This is a genomic window from Pseudoteredinibacter isoporae, assembly GCF_040372805.1.
GTDB classification, from domain to species: Bacteria; Pseudomonadota; Gammaproteobacteria; order Pseudomonadales; family Cellvibrionaceae; genus Pseudoteredinibacter; species Pseudoteredinibacter isoporae_A.
Genome location: NZ_BAABWJ010000003.1, coordinates 14,444 through 38,762 on the forward strand (window position 1 = coordinate 14,444; position 24,319 = coordinate 38,762).

Annotated in this window: 19 protein-coding genes; 2 read left to right on the forward strand and 17 right to left on the reverse strand. The window is 50.2% G+C overall.

From position 1 onward, the window contains the following. Nucleotides 1-90: 90 nt before the first annotated feature. The 11 genes from gap to ABWW03_RS08270 are packed head-to-tail and all read right to left on the reverse strand — an operon-like array spanning nt 91 to nt 12,086. Complete coding sequence (gene gap / locus ABWW03_RS08220) at nt 91-1,089, reverse strand: type I glyceraldehyde-3-phosphate dehydrogenase (RefSeq protein ID WP_353407604.1); 999 nt, start codon at nt 1,087-1,089, stop codon at nt 91-93. Between the two features lie 48 nt (nt 1,090-1,137). After that, a complete protein-coding gene (locus ABWW03_RS08225; protein WP_353407605.1) occupies nt 1,138-2,268 on the reverse strand; it encodes a DUF819 domain-containing protein in 1,131 nt (376 codons plus the stop codon). Continuing rightward, the gene (locus ABWW03_RS08230) at nt 2,265-2,600 is read right to left on the reverse strand and encodes a hypothetical protein (RefSeq protein WP_353407606.1); all 336 of its coding nucleotides are present in this window, start codon (nt 2,598-2,600) and stop codon (nt 2,265-2,267) included. The genes ABWW03_RS08225 and ABWW03_RS08230 overlap by 4 nt, the downstream gene beginning before the upstream one ends. Before the next feature lie 7 nt (nt 2,601-2,607). Next, nucleotides 2,608-3,576, reverse strand: coding sequence for a sugar kinase (locus ABWW03_RS08235; protein ID WP_353407607.1), 969 nt, complete (start codon nt 3,574-3,576; stop codon nt 2,608-2,610). Nucleotides 3,577-3,587: 11 nt separating this feature from the next. Then, nucleotides 3,588-4,772, reverse strand: a complete 1,185-nt coding sequence (gene uxuA, locus ABWW03_RS08240) for a mannonate dehydratase (protein ID WP_353407608.1) — start codon at nt 4,770-4,772, stop codon at nt 3,588-3,590. 24 nt (nt 4,773-4,796) lie between these two features. Next, complete coding sequence (locus tag ABWW03_RS08245; RefSeq protein WP_353407609.1) at nt 4,797-6,281, reverse strand: aldehyde dehydrogenase family protein; 1,485 nt, start codon at nt 6,279-6,281, stop codon at nt 4,797-4,799. After that, the gene (gene hisC, locus ABWW03_RS08250) at nt 6,282-7,367 is read right to left on the reverse strand and encodes a histidinol-phosphate transaminase (RefSeq protein WP_353407610.1); all 1,086 of its coding nucleotides are present in this window, start codon (nt 7,365-7,367) and stop codon (nt 6,282-6,284) included. Nucleotides 7,368-7,385: 18 nt separating this feature from the next. Beyond that, nucleotides 7,386-9,023, reverse strand: a complete 1,638-nt coding sequence (locus ABWW03_RS08255) for a thiamine pyrophosphate-dependent enzyme (protein ID WP_353407611.1) — start codon at nt 9,021-9,023, stop codon at nt 7,386-7,388. A gap of 31 nt (nt 9,024-9,054) precedes the next feature. Further along, nucleotides 9,055-9,324, reverse strand: a complete 270-nt coding sequence (locus ABWW03_RS08260; RefSeq protein WP_353407612.1) for a hypothetical protein — start codon at nt 9,322-9,324, stop codon at nt 9,055-9,057. Nucleotides 9,325-9,333: 9 nt separating this feature from the next. After that, the gene (locus ABWW03_RS08265; RefSeq protein ID WP_353407613.1) at nt 9,334-10,488 is read right to left on the reverse strand and encodes a nitrilase-related carbon-nitrogen hydrolase; all 1,155 of its coding nucleotides are present in this window, start codon (nt 10,486-10,488) and stop codon (nt 9,334-9,336) included. 14 nt (nt 10,489-10,502) lie between these two features. Beyond that, entirely contained in the window at nt 10,503-12,086 is a 1,584-nt protein-coding gene (locus ABWW03_RS08270) for a phytoene desaturase family protein (protein WP_353407614.1), read from the reverse strand. A gap of 343 nt (nt 12,087-12,429) precedes the next feature. Between ABWW03_RS08270 and ABWW03_RS08275 the strand changes: the two genes are divergently transcribed. Continuing rightward, on the forward strand, nt 12,430-13,161 hold the full coding sequence (locus ABWW03_RS08275) for a FadR/GntR family transcriptional regulator (RefSeq protein ID WP_353407615.1): 732 nt from the start codon (nt 12,430-12,432) through the stop codon (nt 13,159-13,161). A 6-nt stretch (nt 13,162-13,167) separates the two neighbouring features. Here ABWW03_RS08275 and ABWW03_RS08280 read toward each other — a convergent pair whose 3' ends face one another. The 6 genes from ABWW03_RS08280 to ABWW03_RS08305 form a co-directional block, all read right to left on the reverse strand. After that, complete coding sequence (locus ABWW03_RS08280) at nt 13,168-13,947, reverse strand: SDR family NAD(P)-dependent oxidoreductase (RefSeq protein WP_353407980.1); 780 nt, start codon at nt 13,945-13,947, stop codon at nt 13,168-13,170. An 88-nt stretch (nt 13,948-14,035) separates the two neighbouring features. Continuing rightward, entirely contained in the window at nt 14,036-16,333 is a 2,298-nt protein-coding gene (locus tag ABWW03_RS08285; RefSeq protein WP_353407617.1) for a TonB-dependent receptor, read from the reverse strand. 227 nt (nt 16,334-16,560) lie between these two features. Further along, nucleotides 16,561-17,196, reverse strand: a complete 636-nt coding sequence (locus tag ABWW03_RS08290; protein ID WP_353407618.1) for a bifunctional 4-hydroxy-2-oxoglutarate aldolase/2-dehydro-3-deoxy-phosphogluconate aldolase — start codon at nt 17,194-17,196, stop codon at nt 16,561-16,563. Between the two features lie 302 nt (nt 17,197-17,498). Next, nucleotides 17,499-18,812: a sulfatase family protein gene (locus ABWW03_RS08295; protein WP_353407619.1), complete on the reverse strand. Its 1,314-nt coding sequence runs from the start codon at nt 18,810-18,812 to the stop codon at nt 17,499-17,501. Nucleotides 18,813-18,821: 9 nt separating this feature from the next. Continuing rightward, nucleotides 18,822-20,150, reverse strand: a complete 1,329-nt coding sequence (locus ABWW03_RS08300; protein ID WP_353407620.1) for a sulfatase-like hydrolase/transferase — start codon at nt 20,148-20,150, stop codon at nt 18,822-18,824. 211 nt (nt 20,151-20,361) lie between these two features. After that, nucleotides 20,362-21,363, reverse strand: a complete 1,002-nt coding sequence (locus ABWW03_RS08305; RefSeq protein WP_353407621.1) for an AraC family transcriptional regulator — start codon at nt 21,361-21,363, stop codon at nt 20,362-20,364. 325 nt (nt 21,364-21,688) lie between these two features. On the opposite strand from ABWW03_RS08305, the gene ABWW03_RS08310 reads away from it, so the two are divergent. Further along, entirely contained in the window at nt 21,689-24,298 is a 2,610-nt protein-coding gene (locus ABWW03_RS08310) for a TonB-dependent receptor (RefSeq protein WP_353407622.1), read from the forward strand. Nucleotides 24,299-24,319: the final 21 nt, after the last annotated feature.

Sequence of the window (24,319 nt, forward strand, 5' to 3'; positions counted from 1 at the left end):
AGTCAAAGGCTTAAAAGAACAATCCAGACACATTCTGGAAAATGAGTCGGGCACAGGGAGGTGCCTGACTCAGAAGTGATTCAACAGACACTAGAGCAGACTTTTAATCTTCATTGAGACATCCAGCATCCGATTGGAGAAGCCCCACTCGTTGTCGTACCAAGCTAACACTTTCACCATGCTGTTGCTGACTTTGGTTTGCCCCGCATCAAAGCAGGACGACAAACTCGAATGGTTAAAATCGCAGGAAACCAACGGCCGATCATTATAGCCCAGAATATCAGGATGACTCTGAGCCGCTGCTCTGATTGTCGCATTCACTTCTTCGACCGTTGTATCACGGCTGGGTAGAAACGAGAGATCAACCAGCGATACATTTGCCACTGGCACTCTTACCGCCATACCGTCCAACTTACCCGTCAACTCAGGCAACACATGGCTTACCGCCTTGGCCGCTCCGGTTTTGCTGGGAATCAATGACAGTGCGGCGGCTCTCGCTCGATATGGATCGTTGTGATAACTGTCCTGCACATTTTGATCGTTGGTATAAGCGTGAATGGTCGTCATTAAACCATCTTCTATTCCAATCACCTCGTGCAAATGCTTAGCGATGGGCGCCAGGCAATTGGTGGTGCAAGACGCATTGGAAATAATGGTATCGCCTACACTCAACTCATGGTCATTCACTCCGAATACCACCGTACGATCCACTCCATCGGCTGGGGCCGAAATCAGAACTTTCTTAGCACCAGAACGAATGTGCTGTTCAGCGAGTTCCCGCCGGGTAAATCGCCCGCTACATTCCAACACCAGATCGACGCCCAAATCTTTCCAGGGCAAGGCTTCAGCGTTGGCTTGCTGCAACAAACGCACAGCCTTACCGTCGACAATCAGGGCATTGCCCTCTACCTGAACGTCACCATTGAATGAGCCGTGCACAGAATCATACTGAAACAGGTGCGCATTCATCTCTGCATCACCCAAGTCATTGATGGCGACCAATTCCAGCGCTTCCGACAGCTCCGACTCAAAATACGCCCGACAGACACTCCGGCCGATTCGACCAAAGCCGTTAATGGCTACTCGCATGTTTTACCTCTACTTCTACAGTACGATTTAAAATTTGAACGGTGCTGTTTATGCCAGGAAGTTACTGATCGCGACTCCGATAAAGGTGGCAATAGCGTAGCCAAATATTCCGCACATGATTCCTGGGGTGACCAAGTCGCGCCAGCCTTTGGAAATGGCGATGGCCGCTGTCACCGCAGGTCCAACTAACGCTGCTGCGGAGGCCACCAGAGTTTCTTGAAGGTTGAAGCCCAATACGCGACAAACAATCAGAGTGATCAACAGATGGCCAAAAATAATGAACATGCCGTAGAAGAACAACGTAATCGCCACACCCAAGAAGGAAGACATATCCGTGCCGGCACCGGCCACTGCGAAGAACAGATACATCAACAACAATCCGGCTTCAAACTCACCTTCCAATTCCGCCATGGTTTTGGGAAAAATATTGGCAATCGCCAGACTGAAGATCGTGATAATTAAGAAACTGTATTGTTCAGCCGAAAACCACTGAGCCAGAAAATTCGACAAGGCACATATCCCAAAACTGAGCGCCAATGCCCCTGATATATGAGACAGTTTCAACGCGGCCACGTTACCTTCGCTGGAAAATTCACTGTCTTCTGTATGACTGACGTCAGCAGTATCCTTGAAGAACCGGAGCACCCATTTCACAGAAGGAATGGCCAGCAGCAACATTAAGGCCAGCATGCTCACAATACTGCTGGCACTGATAGCCGTGCTAAACTCAGACTCACTCATGCCAACCACTTTGGAAACCGCCAGGAAATTAACGGCGCCACCAATAAATCCACCGCTGTAAACGCCGGCCACCTTGGCTCCGATGTCGCCAAGATTAAAGAACATAAAGCCCACAATAGCGGCTACCGTGGTTGCACATGCGGCGACAAAAAAAGCCAACATCACTCGACCACTGTCTTTGAAGATACGTCGCAGATTACTTTTGAACAGCAGCAAGGGAATGGCCAAAGGCACCAGACTCGAACCGACAAAGTCATAGCTCGAGGATTGAAAAGGAATAATATGGAAATTCGACAGCAGCATAGCCGCCAGCAATACCCAGACCACGCCTGAGATCTTTCGCCCTATCTCCAATGTGTCGATCCAGAATCCCAGACACGCCAAACCAAGTAGGACAGCATACAGGGCCATTACATTATCAGCAGGGATAAGACTCATAATTGCCTCGAGTTGTTATTATTAAGTATCTCGCGCCAATGGCGCACTCTGGATTTCAGGAGTTCATCATCACGGGCGCGATCATCTGGATTGTCATAAGATGCGAGAAAACCATTATGAGCGTCTGCCAACATGCAATCCATTAAATGATCACTTAATTCAGTGGGCGACCAGTTCAGCAATTCGCTCATGGCCATGATTCTCGCCAACGACGGTTCCCGGAAAAACAGTTCTTCTGTGCCCGACAGCGCTGTCAACGAAATGTCCCGGTTACCACGTTCAGCAATCGCCTGCTGATTTAATTTTCGAATAAACTCAAAACTTTCTTTCATCGCCAATTCACCCTGGCATTTTATCCAAAGGAAGAATCGCACCTTTGTGTTGAACCACCTGAGCAGCCAGCTTCTGCGCGGCTTTACAGGCTTGAACAGGGTCCTGGCCCTGGCAACGCGCGGCAATATACGCAGCATTAAACGAATCGCCCGCCGCCGTGGTATCCACTAAGGAGACGGTTTCGTCAATTGGGCAATCTCGACACTGATCCAACCACAAGGCCAAACAACCTTCGGCGCCCTTTTTGATGATCAACTCTTTACGTTTTCCAAGCTTCAAACGTTCAATTGCCCCATCGCTGCTCTGCTTGGGGTAAAGACACAATTCATCGTCCAGTGTGGGCAAGGCGATACGAGACAACTGATAGGCCTTCGAGAACCAGTGCCGAGCGCGTTCAAACTCAGGCCATTGTTTCGGTCGAAAATTGCTGTCAAAGGCCAGCACACCACCTCGATCACAATAGGTTTTCAAAAACGCAAACAAAGCATCCAGCTCATGGTCTTTGAACAAGGACAAGCTGATGCCGCTGAAATAGATCACATCGTAGCTCCGCAATTCAGCAAACAAAGCTTCACGGCGTTCTGCTGTTGCCAACAGTTGCTTGACGGGCGCTTGGCTGCGCCAGTAATGAAAATAGCGCTCGCCAGACTCATCATTTTCAATCGCGTACAAGCCTGGCAGACTGGCTCGGTATCGATGCACCAGGCCACAAGCAATGCCTTCCCGTTGCCACTGTCGAATCATCCACTCACTGTAGGAATCATCCCCCAGCGCGGTGACATAATCCACATTCAAGCCAAGGCGAGACATATAGATCGCGGTATTCAAGGTATCACCGCCATAAGAAACCGTCGCCGACAGAGCCTGAGGCGTCGCCAGTGAATCGTCCATAGACAATTCCAGCATACACTCGCCAATCACCGCGATGCGGGCCTGTGGGTTAAGCACTTCTTGCCAGAGGGAATCCGTCGCCATAGTCGATGTCATTACTGTTCACTCATACTGCGCTTCAGGCCATAAATCAACCCACGCAATTCCGCCAGGCCCTTCATTCGGCCGAGCATGGAATACCCTGGATTGGTTTTTTTATGAACATCATCGCCCAGTAAATGACCGTGATCCGGTCTCATCGCGATCTCACAATCCTGACGCCCCGCAGCTCGGCGGGTTTGTTCCTCTTCCAAAAGGACTTTCGCCAGGGCGTACATATCATTGTCGCCTTTTAGATGTTCAGACTCATAAAACGAGCCGTCTTCATCGCGTTGTACATTTCTGAGATGCACAAAGTGAATACGGGGACCGAATTCCTTTGCCATCGCCGGCAGATCATTGTCTGCTCGTGAGCCGAAAGAACCTGCACAGAGAGTTAAGCCATTCGCTTCACTCGGGGAAGCCTGAAACAACGCCCTTACATCATCTGCGGTAGACACCACACGTGGCAATCCAAACAGGGAAAACGGCGGATCATCCGGATGAATGCACAAATTGACGCCCAGACGTTCAGCAACAGGAACGACGTACTTCAAAAATTTGAACAAATTTTGCTGGTACTGTTTTTCGTCGACTTGCAAAAATTCTTCAATCAGAGCCGAAATACCTTGTCGATCATAGGCATCCGAGCCGCCGGGCAAACCGGCAATAATGTTGTTCTCCAGCTGCTCAACTTCTTCCTCGGACATTTGATCGAGGTATTGCTGTGCAGAGCGTAGCTGGGTCTCTGAATAGCTGTCTTGGGCATTCCTTCGGCACAGCACATACACATCGTAAGCCACAAATGCATCCATGGAAAAATGCAGCGCGTAGCTTTCATTATCCAGCTTGTAGCGCAAGCTGGTTCGCGTCCAATCCACCACCGGCATAAAGTTGTAGCAAACGGTATTCACACCGCAGCGGGACAAGTTGTCCAGCGTCTGGCAGTAGGCTTCCATATACGCTTGTGCGCCCGGCCGGGCCAGTTTTATGTCATCGTGGAGCGGCACACTTTCGACCACATTCCACGTCAAGCCAGCCGCTTCAATTAACTGTTTGCGCGCCTGAATATCCTCTATTGGCCAGATTTCGCCAACAGCAATATGATGCAAGGCACTGACCACATGACTGGCCCCGGCCTGAACAATGTTTTCCAAACTGACCGGGTCATCAGGCCCGAACCAACGCCATGATTCCTGCATATCTACCTCTAACTTAGCGCTGCCTTATAAACGGACGATAACGGACTTCGTCTCAGTGTATTGCGCAATCGCTTCTTCACCATTTTCGCGACCCCAACCGGATTGTTTATAGCCACCAAAGGGCACCGCCATATCAGGCAGGCCATGACAATTGATCCAGAGTAAACCGGCTTTGATTTTTGCTGCGGTTTTGTGGGCGCGCGAAATGTCTTTTGTCCAAATACTCGCCGCCAAGCCGTATTCACTGTCATTGGCCAATGCGACGATATCGTCTTCATCACCGAAGCGTTGAACAGCCAATACCGGCCCAAACACTTCGTCTCTAATCAGATCCATATCCTCATTGAGCTCGGTAAAGATCGTCGGCTCAATAAAGTAACCCGCTTTGTTCAAACGCTGCCCACCACACAGCAGCGAAGCACCCTGGGCTTGAGCTTTCTCAATGTGAGCCATAACACTGTCACAGTGGCGCTTGGAAATCAGGGGCCCCATACTGGCTTCTGAATCCCGCACATCACCCGGCACAATCGCCCCCGCGAGGACTTTCAATTTTTCCAGTAACGCGGAATAAATATCGTGATGGACGTAGAGGCGAGATGAAGCAACGCAGACTTGGCCGGCATTGGAAAAAATACCGTCGATCACACCCGCAGCGGCCGCATCCAAATCGGCATCCGCAAAGACAATCATGGGTGATTTACCGCCAAGCTCAAGGCTGACTTTTTTCAGATTGCCCTGTGCAGCCGACACAATGCGTTTACCCACGGCGGTCGAACCCGTAAACGACACTTTATCAACCTGTGGGTGTTCGACCAGTTGCGCACCGATGTCAGCGCCACCCAGAACAACATTCAGCACGCCATCGGGAATGCCTGCTTGCTTGGCCAACTCTGCCAAGAATAAAACCGTCAAGGGGGTTTCTTCTGCGGGCTTGAGCACACAGCTGCAACCCGCAGCCAATGCCGGAGCCAACTTCCAACAGGCTTGCACAAGAGGACCGTTCCAAGGAACAATTAAGGCCGCCACACCCACCGGCTCGCGGCGGGTGTATGCGAGAAACTCACCCTCAGGCATGCCCGCCAATTTTTTGCTGGCACCATCAAGTTTGGAACACCAGCCGGCAAAATATCGAAAACAGTCCGCCGCAAATGGAATTTCGCCCTGGCTGGCAGCTGCATAAGGCTTGCCCGCATTAAGCATTTCCATTTCTGCAAGCAAACGCCCCTGCTCCTCCATTAAATCAGCCAAGCGCCACAATACCTTGCCACGCTGACTGGGACTCAAGCCGGTCCAGCTCTCCTGATCAAAGGACTCCCGCGCCGCGCGAACCGCTGCTTCTACATCTTTTTCCTGAGCAGCCGAAAACTGGGCAATGATCTCAGCAGTACTTGGGTTGATGATCGCCTGAGACGCTGAGCCCTCGATAAAACGTCCAGCAATCCAGGAGGACTGCGGTTGTTTCAAACGTTGTTCAGTCTGCTCAGATAGAACATGTAGCGCAGTAGCCATTTATTGCTCCATATATTCTGTCAGGGCGGTGAGCACAGCGTCGTTTTCACTGTCCAGGCCAACGCTGATTCTCAGGTACTGATCATCCCCGCCTGCCGGGCGGGGAATAATGCCACGCGACATCAAATGCTGTGCCGCAGCCGCACCACTCTTACCGCTCCTTTGCGGGAATTTGAGCAGATAAAAGTTGGTTTGGCTGGGAATCACTTCAATGCCTAAATTGCCCAACACCGACTGTATACGTTCCAGCGATTGTTTATTGTGAGCTTTTACCTTGGCAACGAATTCGGTATCGCGCACGGCCGCAGCGGCGGCGGCCAATGCTGAAGCATTGGTGTTGAATGGCGTGCGAATTCGGCCACTGGCATCGACGATGGATTCGGGGCAATACGCCCAGCCAATGCGCAAGGCCGGTAAACCATAAATCTTTGAAAAGGTTCTCGTCATTACGACGTTGTCGAACTCATCAACCAAAGCGGAGCCGTCTTCGTAATTGTCATCCCACACATATTCCGCATAGGCATCGTCGATCAACAACAGGCAGTCTTCTGGCAAACCGGCGTGAAGACGTCGCAGCTCGGATGATTCAATAAAGGTTCCAGTGGGGTTATTGGGATTGGCAATGGTACAAAAACGAGTCTTATCCGTGACTCTTGCCAATAGGGCGTCAACATCCACTTTATAGTCTTTTTCCGGAGCGATAACCAACTCAGCACCTTGAGCAACACAGTGAATATTGCTCATGATAAAACCATTTTCACTGAGTAAAGCTTCATCACCTGGGCGAACATAGGCACGCACCATCAACTGAATCAATTCGTCCGAACCATTACCACACACTATTCGATTCGGGTCCAGTTGATACGTCTCGCCAATCGCTTTACGCAGTTCATACTGACTGCCATCTGGATAGCGATTCAGATTTTTCGCCACATCTTCGTAGGCTTTCAGGGCCGCCGGAGACGGCCCATGAGAAGATTCATTCGACGACAGCTTTATCGGATTTTCAACACCATCGATTTGACTCTGACCTTGTTTATAAGGCGCCAGTTTTGCCACACCAGGTGCCGGGCTTAGCTTACTCATAATGATATCCCTGCAATATTAAGAACACACTGACTGGCGATTCTGAGGCATCATCAAGAATGGCCAAGGCGCCGGGAAGAATTCATTAATCTCAACTTCAATGATCGATGGACCTGTCGCATCAAAGGCTTGGCGAATCGCTTCGCGCATCGTTTCCGGGCAAGTGGCTTTGAAACCATTGGCTCCGAAACTCTCTGCCATTTTCACAAAATCTGGATTGTGCAGATCTGAACAAATCACGCGCCCGTCAAACCACTCTTTCTGTTGTCGCTGCACGTTGGTGAAGCGGCGGTCGTTAAAAATGACAGTGACCAATGGCAATTGGTATTGAACCGCCGTAGAGAGCTCCTGCATAGTGAACATAAAGCCGCCATCACCACTGACTTGGATAACTTTCTTATCCATATTACCGGCCATCACACCAAGTGCAGTTGCGTAACCGTAACCCAATGTCCCCTGGTAACCGGCGCTGATGTGTTGGCGCGGCTCATAAACCGGAAAACCATACCAGGACACAAAACCAACCTGAGTCACTTCATCGACGAAGATTCCGTCTCGAGGCAGCTCCTCACGAATAACGTCCAGGTATTGCATTTGCGGACCAACTTTCTCGCGAATTTCGGCATCAACTCGCTGCTTCAACTCGCTCAGTTCCGCTTCACGACTTTCGGCTTTAAACGAACCATTGGCCGCCAATAGCGCATCCAGAACATCACCGGCATCAGCAACAATTCCAAGCTCCGGCTCACAGATTCGACTGATTTGAGTCGGGTCGACGTCCACGCGAATAACGTTCAGATTATCGTCTTTGCCCCACATCGTCAGAGGCCAGTTGAGGCGGGTACCAATGGCCAGGACGACGTCAGTTTCCCCCCACAAACGATGCCCCATCGGAAAATTCGCACTCAGGTAGCTGTCGCTGGATACAATGCCCTTACCGCTGCGGCAGGCCATCACAGGAATCTGCAGTGCTTCGGATAAATCACGTACCTGCTGGTAAGCGCCCAGGGCACCGGAGCCAACCACAATCATCGGCTTGCTGGCGTTCTGCAACAGGTTCAGAGCTTCAGCAATCTGATCCTCATCCACAGGCAGTTTGGGATAGCTGCTGTCACCGTCCAGCAGTGCAACTTCCGCTTCCAATGCCATAATGTCCATCGGCATTTCAATTTCAACCGGGCGAGGATAGCCAGTGGCCATTTGTTTGAACGCTTCCGCCACTTTAACCGGTGCTTCAGCCGGATGATCAATCGAAGAAGACCATTTCGTGATGTGACTGATCATACCGAGCTGATCGTTAATCTCGTGCAGGTCACCATAACCCTTGCCAATGGCCGTCGACGGAATTTGACCAGAAATACACAGGACTGGTGCATAGTTCGACCAGGCGGTACACAATGCGCCGGCGGCGTTTAACAAGCCCGGGCCTGGCACGACGGCACAGGTACCTACTTTACCGGTGGATTTTGCGTAGCCATAGGCCATGTAGGCAGTAGCCTGCTCGTGACGAGTGTGGATCAGGCGAATACCCTCGCCTTCTTTGTACATGGCATCAAACAGGAAATCCAATTGGCCGCCTGGTAATGCAAACACAGTGTCCACACCGTTTTTACGCAGCGATTTAATAATCGCTTCTCCGCCCGTCATCTTACTCATGATAAAACCTCTTGAAATCTGTGCACTATTGCTATTTTGTCTGCTGCTGTTGAGCGGCTTTTAACTTTTGACTCTTACGTCGGCGATACCGGATCAGAAAAACCGGGAACGCCAGGATATACAACCACACCATAGGAACCTTGAGCGCCTTGCCCAGGGCAGAAACCACATCGTCAGGGCTGACATACACCCTGCTCTGCATACTCTGGTCCGGATGGCTGTGAATAATCAGATGGTCTTTTTTGTACTCGAAATGACCAAATTCAAAATCAATATCCGCCAGTTTGCTTTTTACTTTCATATTCGCACCCTAGGACTTTTTCAAACGCCCTGTCTGCTGGGCGTAATCAATTCGTTTTTGCAGTTGCTCACTGACATCTTTAGGCTCCATTCCCGCCGGAGGCGTGAACTGACCGCGCTCATACAAATCGTCAAACACTTCCTTGCAGATACTGATTTTTTCAACCAGTGCCTTCGGCGGCTTGCCGGAAGGAAAACGATTCGGTGGGTAAATTGGGTTGGTGTACATTTCACGGAAGCCTTCGGTGCGCACATCGATCCAACAGTTGTGGTTGGTTTTCGTGCGGTATTGTCGAAGCGCCTCGATGTCTACGGTAACTGCCAATACCTGCTCATTCGGGTACGGCGCTTCACGCAACATCATGCCGGTGTAGTCAATGGCAAACGAATGCCCCGGGCAGAACGCTTTAGGATAAAAGTCGTAATTCACACTGCCCCAGTTTGCGCCCAACAAGTAGCACATATTGTCGTGGGCACGCGTCCGGCGGGTGAAGCGCCAGAAATCCCAAGGCTGAGAAACCCCTTCAAATTCCTGAATTGCACCCGGATGACAAATCACCTCGGCACCGTTGTAACCCAATGCACGAGACACTTCTGGTGTACAACCATCGTGACAAGTCATTGTGCCCAGCTTGCCAATTTCGGTATCAATCACAGGGAACAGGTCTTTGATGCCGCCGCCAAAGTGTTCGCTGTACTCATCAAAAATATCGTGCGGGCTGGTACCCAAACCCAAGGAAGCATTGATGTGCCATTTGTGGTACTTCAACACCACATCACCGCTCGGACCCACGATAAAGTTGGTATTAAACCAACGATCGGGAAACTCGGGCACAGATTCCACCACACCACCGCCGCAAATATACAAACCATACTCTTTGGCAATTTCACCCAGCTGGTCAATTTCAGGACCAGGAATTGTCACAGCCTTTTTCAGCTGATCTTCAATTTTGCTTTCGCCCTTACCTGGCGTTCCCACACCCTGTAAGAAATACTCCGGCAGGACCACCAGCTTTACCGGGACTTCCCAGTGGTAGCCTACGCCGAAATGAATCATGTTTTTTACACGATCCAGATTCAGTTGAATGCCTTCTCGGTCATTTACCACATTCACTTCAGGTTGAATAATCAATGCGGTATAAGGATCAATTCTTTTCTGCGCCACGTCTCTGCCCTTTCTTAAAAATCAAAATCGTCGTCTTCTTTCTTCAAACCGAGATCCGCCAGAATCTCGTTTGCTGCAATGGTGCCCATACCACAGATGCCGCCGCCTGGGTGACAGGAAGGCCCCGTCATATAAAACTTTTTGAACGGCCCTCGGTAATCGGAGTAATTCGGGAATGGGCGGAACGCCCCCATCTGCGCCAGGGTTCGTTCGCCTCCCGTAGTCACACCTCGGTGGAAACACAGATTGGCTCGCGCCAGACTCGGCCCGGTTTCAACGTATTCGGCCATGATGTTGTCGTCGGACATATTGGTGGTGTAATTACGCAACTGACCCAACAGTTTTTCACGACAATACTTTGCACCAAGATCTTCCCAGTTTTCACCGCTGGCCAAATCCACAGGCACAAAGGTATCCATAATCAAAGTGTGTTTGCCGTCTGGTGCACGGCTCGGGTCCATTTGGGTCCAGGCCGCTGTCCACAGGAACGGATCGGATGGCATTTTTCCAGCGGCAATTTCCTGATACTGCTTATCGATGTCTGCCACCGTGCCGAACATGCGCTGAAAGGCCGTCGCATTCATATCCGCGCCACCATGAAATTCCGGTGCTTCGTGCAAGGCATAATGCACTCGAGCAATGGTGATATCGCCGAAGCTGAAATTCTTAACCATATTGGTAAAGCCAGTCGGAAGCTGCTCTTCTTCAAAGCCTTTCAAATACGTTTGGAAAGGATCGAGCGCACTCACCACACCGCTGCGAGCAAAAATTTCACGCCCATCTTCCAAGCGCACACCACGACACTCATCACCCTCGAGAATAAATTTATCGAGGCTGGCGCCCGTTAATACCGTGCTGCCGTTGGCTTCGATGTAACGACGCATGGATTCAGACAACATGCCACTTCCGCCTTCGGGAATAGACTGGCCGAAGTAATGAATACTCGGAATCATGACGTAGAAACCGGCCGCGGTACCCAGTTGATCAGGCAAGGTTTGCGGAGCCATCGCCCAACCGAGAATAAACGCACGCACATGGTCGTTTTCAAAATTCTCGAGGGTGAACTGGCGCGAACTCAATTGATATTCACGCAATCGCTTCAAACCTTCAGGGTTATTTTCCAGGCCTTGGTACATATAGCTCGGTGGTGCCGGCGGGGAAAACATTCCCTTCACAACACCCTCTTGAATCTCACCAAACTCCTCGTAGATTTCGCGATAGCGTTGGGCGTCTTTGGGGGAGTAAGCGGCAATGGTGTCACAGGTTTTGTCGACATCCTTGTACACTACAATGCCATCACCTTCGTATTTATTAGGGTGGCCGGTAATCTGATCTTCGGACCAGATGTATTTCAAACCGTGCTTCTCAAACTCAGGTTTAAGCTCTTGGAAATCCGGATTCAAGTGAATCCATACATGGGACGAACCGAAGGGGTCGTGTTTAAAGCCAGGCAACGTCAACTCACGCGTCAGGGCACCGCCACCTACCCACTCATTGCGCTCCAAAACAATGACCTTCAGCCCGTTTTTCACAAGCTTCGCGGCACAGATCAGTCCGTTATGCCCGCCTCCCACAATGATTACATCGCTATCTGCCATAAAACCTCCCAAGCACGGCACACAGGCCATTAAATTCAAATACAGGCAGCCCAAGCCCAGGCCGACTCAATAAGAGCAATTTAATAATAATCCCATTAATTGTCAATAATCCCATGATTAAGAAAGCCGTGATTTTTGAAAAACAGCATCAAACACTGTAAATTCGGTGCTATAGGGCTTAAAAAGTACAAACTTGGCAAACGGGCACACAACTTGCCAGGGTATATAATCCCACCTTACGATTATTAAATAGATCCAATAAGTTAATTTAGATAGAATCAACAACTGCCAGCAGGCCCGTAGGACGCACTACTACCGGAACAGAATCAGCCAGGGATTTATAATGAGCAAAACAGAAGCACCTCGCAAAAACACCCGCGGCCAGGTCAATGCCGCCGTGGACACATTAGGGCGACGCATCGCCAACGGCACCTACCCCCAAGGCAGTACACTGGCCATTGAGCAAGAATTGGCTGCCAATCTCGGGGTAGGACGTAACGCCCTGCGCGAAGCCGTTAAAGTACTTTCCGGTAAAGGCCTGATCTCCACAGCCCCTCGAAGCGGCACAAAAGTTCGCCCACGCGATGAATGGAACATGCTCGATCCAGATGTGCTCGCCTGGCACGCCGATCCAGAGGCCGCTACCCGTGAGTTCATGCTCGACCTGATCGAGCTGCGTCGAATCATAGAACCCAAAGCCGCCGAGCTTGCCGCCAAGCGCGCAACCAAAGAAGACATCGCTACCATTCTTGCCGCCTATGAAGAAATGGCCGCCGCCGGTTCCGATCAACATAAAAAAATGGAAACCGATATCGCGTTCCACACAGCCATTCTTAAGGCTTCCCACAACACCGTGTTATCACACTTCAAACACGCCATTTCCACTTATCTGCGGGCGCACGTTCCCCAGGGTAAAATCCAGGACGAGAAAACCACGGAAGAAGATTTGGAACGGCATCATCAGATTGCCTGGTCGATCGCCTCCGGCAAAGCAAAAACCGCGCACAGCCTCACCGTAGAAATGCTGAACCAAAATCGCAGTCATTTTGAAGATGAGCCCACCGGTGAATCCTGAACCCATTCAACAGTAGCCCTGAACCAAAGTCAGTAAATGTTCTCTTTTGACCGAGGACAGTTCAGCGAGTACTTTTTCTGCCGCAGGGTCTGCCGGATACCGAAACTTCTTCAGACCCTCGGCCAATGCGCTTAATGCACTATCCGCAACCTTGGCCGCACTCGTCGCCGATGCACCCCCTGAAGAGGCTTCTCTCTGCAAGTTTGACGCAAAAGACGAAGGGATCAGCAAGCCCATCGACACAGGTTTGTCACGCCAATCCAAAGCATAAGACTCAATGATTCGCTCCAATGTGGATTTACTCCCGGCATAGCAGGCATCGCCCGGCAACCCCACATATGCCGACAAAGAACTGACTCCCAGAACCGATGTCAACACACCTTGTTCTACCAAGGGCGACAGTTTCGACAGACACAAATCCACGGAAAAAGCATTGACAGTCATGACGTGTCGCCAGGCTTGCAGTTCACGCGCGGGAGATTTTGCTGTTCCTCCGGGTGGATAACAGGCCGCATTAAATACAAGCGAGACCTTGGCAATATCAGACGTGTTCAGTGAACCGAAACGCACTTTGTGGATCGCCCCCCACAACGTCTCGGCACAATCGGGCAGAGCAAAGTCAACCACCGCCATGTGCAACTGCTCATGAGAGATAGTGGCGCTCAGTTTCTCAGCGCTTTGCTCGTTTCGAACCAGGGCCAGCACGGCGTAACCTTGCCCTAACGCCTGGCGCAACAAGGCTACCCCCAAAGAACCACTCGCACCACTGACAACCAGTAAATCCATCACATCCAGCCTCCATAAAAAAAGCGGGCGACCATTACAGCCACCCGCTAACAGGACACATGCCTACTTGACTTAGAGAGTATGCCGACTACTGAATCATGTACGTAAACTTCACACCAAACTCACGATAGTGAGGACGGACGCGAATACCTGCTGCACCAAAGTTGTCCGATGTACCAGTGTAATAGTCTTCGTCCAAAGCGTTTTTAACGAAGGCCGACACTCGAATATTTTCACTTTCCATGCCCGCACTGAAATTCACTACCTGATAGCTGTCAATCTGATAGGGGTACGTTGGCAAGGAGAATACGTCGCCATTCACAGTGCGACCCACCAAAGAACCAACCGCTTCGATATCACTCACCGTGTCATCGGTGTAGGCCCACTCAGCACGAACATAAGAATCCCAACTGCTGATCGAGAAACGGTATTCCAGAGCCGTATTCAAACTCCACTCAGGTGTTCTCGGCAGAGGCTGGCCCGATACATCAATGACGTTAGGCTGACCATTCGTTTCACCTTTCAGCACGGCATCTTTATAGTCATCAAATTTCGCATCGGTGTAACCCATGCCCGCCGACCAAATCAGCCCCTCAGTCAACAACGCGGTTAGCTCAAGTTCAACACCTTTTGCACTGGCCTCTTCCGCATTTTGAGTAGTGGAAATTGCCGAGCTGATGTCGGTTGGATCTTCCAGACGGTTGGTTTGCACCTGAAAATCCTTCCAGTCCAAGGCAAAAATAGCACCGGACAGATTTACACGACCATCCATTAAACTGCTCTTGAAACCCAACTCATAGCTGATCAGTTCTTCAGGTTCAAAACGAGCACCCGCCGTACGTGAACCACCAGAGACATCAGAACCACCGGCTTTGTAACCTTGGGCAATACTGCCGTACCAAGTCCAGTCCTCATCCGGCATATAACGCAGAACCACGCGCGGTGAAAAATCGTTAAAGCTCACATTATCGCGAATAGGATCCGGACCGCGATTAAAATCAATTTCAGAAACGGTGACTTTGTCTCGGGAATATCGACCGCCCAGGGTCAGGTCCAAAGTCTCATCGATATGCCACACCATTTCACCAAACAGCGCCGAGCTTTCATATTTGGCATACTGTTGGTTGTTGTTAATAAAACCGAGCGGGTTCGCAGCGTTCGGATCGGAATCCGGCATGATTTGAATCTGGTTTGCTCGACGCAATTCGTCTTCGACATAAAACACACCGACCGTCCAATCAATGGCACCTTCGCCATCGGAGCGCAAACGGAATTCCTGACTGATCGACTCACCGGTGTAATCATTCACACGACGCAGAGGGAGCGGACCGAAAGTTAGGGGAATGCCATCCAGATCAGCCACACGATCAAAGGAACTGTCCAACCAACCGGTGACCGAAGTAAATACCATGCCATCCAAATCCCAGTTCACCCGACCATTCACAATCGTAAATGATTTTTCATTCAGTTCACGGGAATCGCGATCGATTCGACGCTTATTGTCCGGATAAAAGCCCTGGCCGGAATCAATCGCATCGCTGGCACTGATACCAAAAATGGATTGCGTATCCAGATCCACAACACCGGTCGGAATGCTGATATCGCCGCCTTCATCCTCTGTAGTGTGAGTGATGCTTAAATCGAGTGTGACGTCGTCGTTTGGCAGGGCGCGAATCGATAAACGACCCGTGCCGTACTCATAAAACGGATCGTTCCCCAGAGGATTCACATTGGTGATTGGAGTATCGGATTCGTCATAGGCCATCACCGCACGAGCCATCAAACGATCACTGATTGGCAAGTTGATGATGGCTTCAGCGCCACGGGTGCCGAAGTTTCCGGCACTGACCGAACCTTCAAAATAAAAATTTTCATCGGGCTTCTTAGTGGTGATGTTCAATGCACCCCCCACAGCATTTCGACCGAAGTAGGTTCCCTGTGGGCCACGCAACACTTCAATTCGCTCAACATCCTGCAGCTGGGGGTTGATGGTACCTTGGGCTACGCTCCCCACAGACAACTCATCGATGTAATAACCAATCGAGTTAGCCGTCGAAACGCCATCCAAGGTCACATTGCTGACACCACGAATGCTGATATTGATACTGCGACTACCGCCTTCACCATCTTCAGAAAAACCAACATTGGGCGTCATCGACAAATAGTCGGCAGCCTCAGTGATATTCGATTTTTCCAGGGATTCGGCAGTAAACGCCGACACGCTGATTGGCACATCCTGTAAAGACTCAGATCGACGCTGGGCAGTAACCACTACCTCCTCCAACGCCAGAGACTGGGAGTCCCCATCATCCTGCGCAACTGTCACGCCAGAACCAGCCGCCAGAATTGCCGCCGTCAAACTATTTACTGTGTGCTTGCTAAACATCGTATCTATCGCCTCTTCTTTATTATGTATGCACATATGCAATAACGACAGGTGACCCTCTACTTTCACCTTATTGCTTTACGAGTAATATAATCCCATTAATAAGCATCGGTCAATACATTTAAACCCATTAATTTTACATTTTTTGATTAATTTACGAACAAAACACCTAAAAATAAGGACTTACAAAGAATCAATCTCATTTGAAATATTTAATCATCCCACTTTTAATGGGTTTTTTTACAAGCATCCATTGCCAGGCATGCCTGCCGACCCACCTCGTCCCAATCGCCCCGCTCCATTGAGGGCTTGTCAATCATCCAACTCCCGCCAACGCAAATTACATTGTCGAGGGCCAGATAGGCATCAAGGTTGGCCGGGGAAATACCGCCAGTTGGGCAAAAGTTCACTTGGGGCAACGGCCCTTGTAGAGCTTTAAGCAAAGACGTGCCGCCGCTGGCTTCAGCCGGAAACAATTTCATGTAGTTAAGGCCACGCTCCAAAACGGTCATTACCTCAGAGGCTGAACTGACCCCCGGCAGGAACGGCAGCCGAGTTGACAGTGCGGCAGACAACAGTGAGGGCGTACAACCCGGGCTCACCAGAAACTCAGCTCCCGCTCCAACCGCATTGGCAACATCCCGTACGCTGAGCACGGTACCTGCACCCACAACCACATTTTCAACATTCTCTTTAATCCGACTAATAGCCTCCAGTGCCTGAGGGGTACGCAGGGTAATTTCAAGGGTTTTAAAGCCCGCCTGCACCATGGCATTCGCCAGTGGTACAGCGTCATCAACGCGGTTTATCACGATGACAGGCACAATGGGAGAAAGGGATAGGATATCTTTGGTATTTGACACTGCTTACACGTCCGAACGAGTTAATCATGGGATTAATTTAAATTAATCCCATGATATTGTCCAGACTCACAGCCGAGCAAACGTCGCCAGCCTCCCTCCTGAAACCGAGAAAATGTCTCGGAGAAGAGCGCAGAATGCGCCGTCAGTGAGTGACGCTGGGTACTGAAGACAAAGAAATGTGGGCAAGGAGCCAAGCGGATTTTGAGGTATCGACCGAAGAACCTCACCATTGTATTCATCCAATGAATACGGGTTTATCTCGACGCAAAGGAGCAAGCCATAATGCGCGTGCTCCTCAGATTTCAGCGCGATTTATGACGGGCTGAGAGACCGAATTCCTTCCGGCCTTCACGATAGAAGCGCATCATCTTTTCCCACTGATCCTTATGAGTAGATTCCACACTATAGCGCTCTTGCGGGTCTGCGTTCATATCGAACAACAGCTTTAGATCATGATCCGGGAACCAACGATTAACCCCGCGATAACGACCCGACAGAACCGCTTTCCAATTCTGGGTTCGAACCGCCGCGATATCATCATCGGCAAAAAAATACAATTTTTCATGGGGTGAGTCATGGCTACCTTTCAGCATCGAGGTAATGTCGCGCCCATCGATTTTTCTGCCTTTAGGCAACTCCGAGCGGGTAATCGTCGCAATAGTTGGCAGTAAATCGATATTCATGGATATACCGTTGGAGACTTTGTTTTCCGGAATCTCGCCTGGCCAACGGGCGATAAATGGCACCCGATATCCTCCCTCCCAGGCCGTTCCTTTGGTCGACCGAAGCCCCGCCGTAACTCCCCCTTGATAAGGGCCGTTGTCACTTGTAAAAATCACCAAAGTATTTTGATCAAGCCCCATGGCTTTTAATGATTTCAGAATAGCTCCGGTACTCCAGTCTAATTCTTCAACCACATCTCCATACAGTGATGCTTCGGACTTTCCAACAAAGTCTTCCGATGCGTACAAGGGCACATGAGGAAAAGTATGGGCGATATAAATAAAGAAAGGCCGGTCTTTGTTGTCTCGGATGAAGTTGATGGCTTCCGATGTGTATCGTTGAGTCAGTGTTTGCTGAACCACAGGCTCTTCAATTTTTTGCCTGTTTCGATACAAGGCCAAAGGGTTTTGATTGTTGCTGTAGGGCAGGCCGTAGTAGTAATCAAAACCGTGTTGCGTTGGCCAAAACGTTTCTGTATGCCCGAGGTGCCACTTACCGATGATAGCGGTTTGATATCCCGACTCTTTCAACATCTCCGCTATCGTGATTTCCTCCAGTGGGAGACCATGGGTATCGTTCACAAACAATACCTGATGAGCCATACCCGATCGTATTGGATAACGCCCGGTAAGCAAACCTGCCCGGCTCGGTGTGCAGTTCGAAGCACTGGCATAAGCGTTGGTAAAGCGCACACCCTCATTCGCCATTTGATCTAGATTGGGCGTATCAATGACCTCATTGCCATAGGAACCCAAGTCTCCATAACCCAAGTCATCTGTAAGAATCACTATCACATTAGGCGGTCGCTTCACAGACTCTGCAGCCGTGATACCGGTCATGCCCAATAGGCTAAGGCACATCGCGAAGACGATGCCTAAATTACATTTCATCATCGTAAGCCCTTAATTGTGATGGCTGTTATCAAACTGCGTGCTGTCGGGTTGCTTGGAAAGCGACTCCAATGTATTCCGTCCTTGCTTCAACAGTTCCAACAAATGACGTTTCTCATTTGGGAAGTCTCGAGACAAATCGTATTGCTGACTGGGCACTACGTTCATGTCGTGCAGCAACGTAGAAAGGTTTTTCTTACCCTCGAATCGAATCGGCTGCGCATCACGCCAGGGCGGATAATCACTCAGCATCAATCTCCAACGTGGTGTTCGCAGTGCCGCTATACGTTCATTATTAAAAAAGTACAAGACATCATGGGGTGAGGGTTTCCCTTGGGATAAAACCGGAAAAATATCCTTACCATCGACCTCAGGAATGTCTTCTTCCGTTCCACCAGCTAACGTAACCAATGTGGGCATGATGTCGATATTCATTGTCATCGCCGGGGAAGAACTGCCGGCCTCAATAACCTCGGGCCAGCGCGCAATAAACGGCACTCGATATCCGCCTTCCCATGCGCTGCCCTTACCTCCCAACAAACCACCAGTGCTGCCCTCTGGAAACGGGCCATTGTCACTGGTAAAAATAATCAACGTGTCATCACCCAAACCTTGGGCATGCAATTCCTTCATGAGCTGCCCCACCGCCCAATCAAGTTCTTCCACCACGTCACCGTAGGCTCCAGCCTTGGATTTGCCGGCAAAGTTTTTGGAGGGAATCAAGGGTTTATGCGGCGCCGTGTAAGACAAAAACAGAAAAAACGGTGTGTCTCTATTGTCGCGAATAAACGTCAAAGATTTTTCGGTAAAATCCAGCGTCAACGTTTCAGCTGAAAACGCACCTTCTTTTTCACGGCCGTTGAGCATCTGCTGGTTTGGTTCATCATTTGAATACAGCAAACCGTAAAACTCATCAAAACCGTGATTTTCAGGGTGGTAAGCTTCTTTATCACCCAAATGCCATTTCCCAATCAGTGCCGTTTTGTAGCCTAGTTGCGATAACTTTTCCGGCAACGAAACCGATTGTGGTTTCAAACCACGCTCATCTCCAATGTTGATGGTTCTGTCTGCCAAGCCAGTACGAATAGGGTATTGGCCGGTCATGATTCCGGCTCGTGACGGGGTACAAACATTACCACTGGTATAGAACCCCGTTAGGGAAATGCCTTCATTCGCCAGTTCGTCAATATTTGGGGTACGAATTAAATCATTGCCAAATGCGCCCACATCCCCGTATCCGAGGTCGTCTGCCAGTATAAAAATGATGTTTTTAGGTTGAGCTTGGCGATCAGCCAGCGCACCAAAGGACACGCACAACAGCGATAAGCTCAGGAAAGCCATGAGCCGTCGCTGAGATCGCAAAAGGAAGCCCCCAGCATGCGATAACATTGAGGATGTGAGGATAATTGGGTGGGTATTTGACACGGCTTACACGTCCAAACAATTTAATCATGGGATTAATGTAAATTAATCCCATGATATTGTCCAGACAGAAGCACGTAATCACTGCCGGCGCAAAGCTTGAATAAAAAGGCCTATTCAACGCCCCTATCTACAGACCTTCGCGAAACTCTGTGGGTGTGCAGTCAAACCAACTCTTAAACGCTCGAGTAAAGTTACTGTGGTCGGCGAAGCCTAGCAAAAGCGCCACTTCAGTAATCGGACGATACTGTTGTTGTAGATATTGCTTGGCCAGTTCCATTCGCACGTCCCGCAATAAGGCCGTGAAATTACTGCCTTCTTTTTGCAACTGTCGTTGCAACTGGCGAGGGCTCAAACATAAGCGTTCGGCAATGAGTTGCTGACAGGGCTCCCCCTGAGGCAACAATTCTTTGATGGCATCCTGAGTTTTGAGAATGGCACTGCTTTGGACGATCCGTTGAATATAATCCTGGGCCAGATCGTCTTGTCTAGCCGCCAACTGGGGATCGGAATAGTCCAGAACTCGATCCGCGACAGCAAGAGGAAATTCCAATTCATGCTGTTCACCCCCGAAGTGCACTGGACACCCATAAAAGTCTTCAAAGGCATCGGGAGATTCCGGATCAGGCCTCTGCAAACACACACGGCTGGGCTTGACGTCATCCGGAAAGATGGAGCGGCATAACGTGAGCAGTCCCGCAAAGCCAAAATCAACCACTTCCAAACCAACATCCTCAATGGGAATTTTGGTTTTCATATGCAAACAGACAGACTGTTCATCGCGGACCATGTTCAATGTCACCACGTTCGTTAGAATTTCCCGAAACTGAACCAGGCGAGCAATGGCTTCAGAAATCGAAGCGCTGCATAACATCGCTAAACCAAGGGCGTGCCAATGAACAGGCTGGCAAAGATGCGCAGAAGTGATGCCCAGGTTTTTATCTCCCGTGTGAGCAAGCGCAACCTTCCAAGCACGGTCAATGATACTGACCTCAATACGTCCGTAAGGGTTACGCAACAGGTCGATATCGATATTGGCTTCGGCCAAGACCTCAGGGTAGGAAACATTTCGCTCTTTAAGAATGGCTTCCAGAGCGGTTATCCAGCTGCTTAATGAAGTATAACTTTCCATTATTTTTATAGCGTTATCATCAAAACGGATGACCATAGTATACGACATGGAGCAAACAGAATGCTCGAAATTAAGTTGTAAGATTCATCCCCAAAAAGAAATAAGCATCATACCGACTATTCCTAAAATTGATTATCCTTCCGCCTCGTTTCGTCTCTGAAAAGAAACAAAAAATATCAAATTCAGTGACATGGTTTCACGAGACCACTGTTTGTCGTCTTCGGCATAGTTCAATACGCCAACACACGCTTATGCTTTTGACGGTCAATGCCATAACCATAACGACATATCACTACCACTGAAATAATAAGAATAGGGGAACACCATGTCACAAGCACCGCATTCCACAACCAAGTCATGCCTTCTGGCCGTAGCCATCAGCAGCGTTTGCATGACTCCGATGGTTCAAGCTCAAACACTGGAAGAAGTCATTGTTACCGCACAGAAACGCGCAGAATCATTACAAGATGTGCCTATTTCTGTGTCCGCCATGAGCGGAGAAACTCTGTCTGATGCTGGCATTCAAAGCTTTACCGACATGAACCATTATGTGCCCAGTTTTTCCGTCACCAAAGACCCGATTGGAGACAAAATTAATATCCGCGGTATTCAATCAGGAAACCAGGCGGGCTTCGAACAATCGGTGGGCACCTTTGTCGACGGTATTTACCGTGGGCGCGGCACTCAGTCGCGCTATTCTTTTCTTGACGTGGAAGCGGTCGAAATACTACGAGGTCCTCAAGGTACATTATTTGGAAAAAATACCATTGCCGGAGCATTGAACATCCGCTCTGCTCGACCGACCGATGAGTTCAGCGGCCTGTTGAGTGCCAGCTACAATACCGAATTTGAAACCAGCGACTTACAAGGTTTTATTTCTGGGCCATTGAGCGACTCGGTGCGCGGCCGCGTCTTTCTCATGAATCGAGAAATGGACAAAGGTTGGGTTCAAAATCGTTTTTACAATGCCGACGTCCCCGTCAGCGATGAAAAAGCGGGACGCTTGAGTCTCGAAATAGACTTGGGTGATAACACCACATTGCACATCAAAACCGAAGCTGCCGATTTCACCACCATCGGTCAACCTTGGGACATTCTGGTCGCTGGCGGCTTATCCGCGTTTGGCATCAGCAGCAGTGCCGACTATCGAACCCGCATGGGAAATATTCCTCAAGCGCCCTTCACACATTTTGGTGCCAACGGAGAATTTGTCAATGACCCGAACGGCGTGATGGATTTTGGTTCAGCAGGGAGACTCGACGGTGACAGTACCGAAAGTGTGATCACACTGGAGCACGCAAGCGACCAAGGGACGCTTACGGCCATCGTGGGGCATTCCGCCTACGAGTTTCAGCGGTTTCTGGATGCAGACTTTGGCCCGACGTCTTCTGCGCGTTTTGATGACAGTGAGGATTTCGACCAAAAAAGTATTGAACTTCGTTTTGCTTCAGATACCGAGGGTGATTTCAATTACATTACCGGCATGTTTTACCAGGAACAGGACCTGACCGTTGATGGTTTGAGTCTGTTCAATTTCGGCACCTTGCAACCGTTGCTCAACGGTGGCTGCGTCAGCGCACTCGGTGCAGCCTACCCGGCACTGTATGTTTCCGGCGATGCACTGACGACCGCCAACAATGTCGCCGCGGCTGTAGGCTCAGCGGGCGGTGCCGGTGCAGCACTTGCCAATGCTTGTGGGCAAGCCGCGGCCTTCGAACCTCTGGTTAATGCAGGCATCAATGGTGGCAACCGTTACGCCCTTCTGGACCAAAGCACTGAAAGTTGGGCGGTTTTTTTCCAGAGTACTTATGATATTTCAGACAGCACCCGTGTGACCCTGGGGTTGCGGTATACCGAAGAAGAGAAGTCCGCTTCGCAAAGTGTTCACGCCGCCGATTTTGTCGAAGGGGGAACCAGCCCGACCAACAACCCGATACTCATCGCCACTGTTGAGACCGCAGGTGAGTTTTCAACACACCATTTTACGCCAGACGATCCGGGGATGAGTCGCGATGAAGAAAGCCTCACTTGGTCCGCCAACATTCAGTGGGATCTCAGTAACGACACTATGTTGTATGCCAGCGCCTCCACTGGCTTTAAAGCGGGCGGTTTTAATTCGTTTTACATGGCACTGGGACAAGCCGATAACTCCCGGGACGCGGCCTTTGAAGAAGAGGAAGTCATCAGCTTTGAAGTGGGCAGTAAAATGACCTTGCTTGACGGCGCGGCGGAATTGAACCTCGCCTTATTCCGTACTGAGTTTGATGATTTGCAGGCATCGATTTTTACCGGCGGCACAACCTTCGTCGTGCAAAATGCCGCCAAAGCCGTCACACAAGGCTTAGAGATTGATGGACGCTGGGCCATCAGTGATCGCCTCAATCTGCAGGCAGCCTTTGCCTATATCGATTTCGAGTTTGAACAATTTCCCAATCAGGCCTGTACCGCTGCACAATTCACCCAGGCTCGACAAGCCGCGTATGACGCTGCCTTAGAGGCAGGCAACAGTCTTGGCGCTGCGGCCGTGGCACTGACCTACACGAACGGCAGCTGTGCCGCTGCCGGGGTTAACGATCTGCAAGGCAAAAGCTCGGAAAATACGCCAGAGCTACAATTCAGTTTAGGGCTCAATCACACTCAAACACTGGGCTCGGATTTTGAATTGCTCAGCAATCTCAATATCAGTTGGACTGACGACGTATTCCGTCAGGCCGACCTCGACCCGATTTCATTGCAGGAAAGCTTCTGGAAGATTGATGCCAACGTCACCCTGGCCTCCGTGGATGGTCGTTGGGATGTCAGTTTGATCGGAAATAACCTCACGGACGAAGTGACCTTGAGTTATGTGAATGATACCCCGCTGTTTAATGGCACCCATCAGGCTGCGCTGGAACAACCTCGTTCATTTACCCTTCGTGGCCGCTGGCACTGGTAAAACTGACACAGGAACACCACA

What these genes read in the sequence shown, in the direction of transcription:
- gap (WP_353407604.1), bottom strand. Translation starts at nt 1,089, where the DNA reads ATGCGAGTAGCCATTAACGGCTTTGGTCGAATCGGCCGGAGTGTCTGT.
- ABWW03_RS08225 (WP_353407605.1), bottom strand. Translation starts at nt 2,268, where the DNA reads ATGAGTCTTATCCCTGCTGATAATGTAATGGCCCTGTATGCTGTCCTA.
- ABWW03_RS08230 (WP_353407606.1), bottom strand. Translation starts at nt 2,600, where the DNA reads ATGAAAGAAAGTTTTGAGTTTATTCGAAAATTAAATCAGCAGGCGATT.
- ABWW03_RS08235 (WP_353407607.1), bottom strand. Translation starts at nt 3,576, where the DNA reads ATGGCGACGGATTCCCTCTGGCAAGAAGTGCTTAACCCACAGGCCCGC.
- uxuA (WP_353407608.1), bottom strand. Translation starts at nt 4,772, where the DNA reads ATGCAGGAATCATGGCGTTGGTTCGGGCCTGATGACCCGGTCAGTTTG.
- ABWW03_RS08245 (WP_353407609.1), bottom strand. Translation starts at nt 6,281, where the DNA reads ATGGCTACTGCGCTACATGTTCTATCTGAGCAGACTGAACAACGTTTG.
- hisC (WP_353407610.1), bottom strand. Translation starts at nt 7,367, where the DNA reads ATGAGTAAGCTAAGCCCGGCACCTGGTGTGGCAAAACTGGCGCCTTAT.
- ABWW03_RS08255 (WP_353407611.1), bottom strand. Translation starts at nt 9,023, where the DNA reads ATGAGTAAGATGACGGGCGGAGAAGCGATTATTAAATCGCTGCGTAAA.
- ABWW03_RS08260 (WP_353407612.1), bottom strand. Translation starts at nt 9,324, where the DNA reads ATGAAAGTAAAAAGCAAACTGGCGGATATTGATTTTGAATTTGGTCAT.
- ABWW03_RS08270 (WP_353407614.1), bottom strand. Translation starts at nt 12,086, where the DNA reads ATGGCAGATAGCGATGTAATCATTGTGGGAGGCGGGCATAACGGACTG.
- ABWW03_RS08275 (WP_353407615.1), top strand. Translation starts at nt 12,430, where the DNA reads ATGAGCAAAACAGAAGCACCTCGCAAAAACACCCGCGGCCAGGTCAAT.
- ABWW03_RS08280 (WP_353407980.1), bottom strand. Translation starts at nt 13,947, where the DNA reads ATGGATTTACTGGTTGTCAGTGGTGCGAGTGGTTCTTTGGGGGTAGCC.
- ABWW03_RS08285 (WP_353407617.1), bottom strand. Translation starts at nt 16,333, where the DNA reads ATGTTTAGCAAGCACACAGTAAATAGTTTGACGGCGGCAATTCTGGCG.
- ABWW03_RS08295 (WP_353407619.1), bottom strand. Translation starts at nt 18,812, where the DNA reads ATGATGAAATGTAATTTAGGCATCGTCTTCGCGATGTGCCTTAGCCTA.
- ABWW03_RS08300 (WP_353407620.1), bottom strand. Translation starts at nt 20,150, where the DNA reads ATGGCTTTCCTGAGCTTATCGCTGTTGTGCGTGTCCTTTGGTGCGCTG.
- ABWW03_RS08305 (WP_353407621.1), bottom strand. Translation starts at nt 21,363, where the DNA reads ATGGAAAGTTATACTTCATTAAGCAGCTGGATAACCGCTCTGGAAGCC.
- ABWW03_RS08310 (WP_353407622.1), top strand. Translation starts at nt 21,689, where the DNA reads ATGTCACAAGCACCGCATTCCACAACCAAGTCATGCCTTCTGGCCGTA.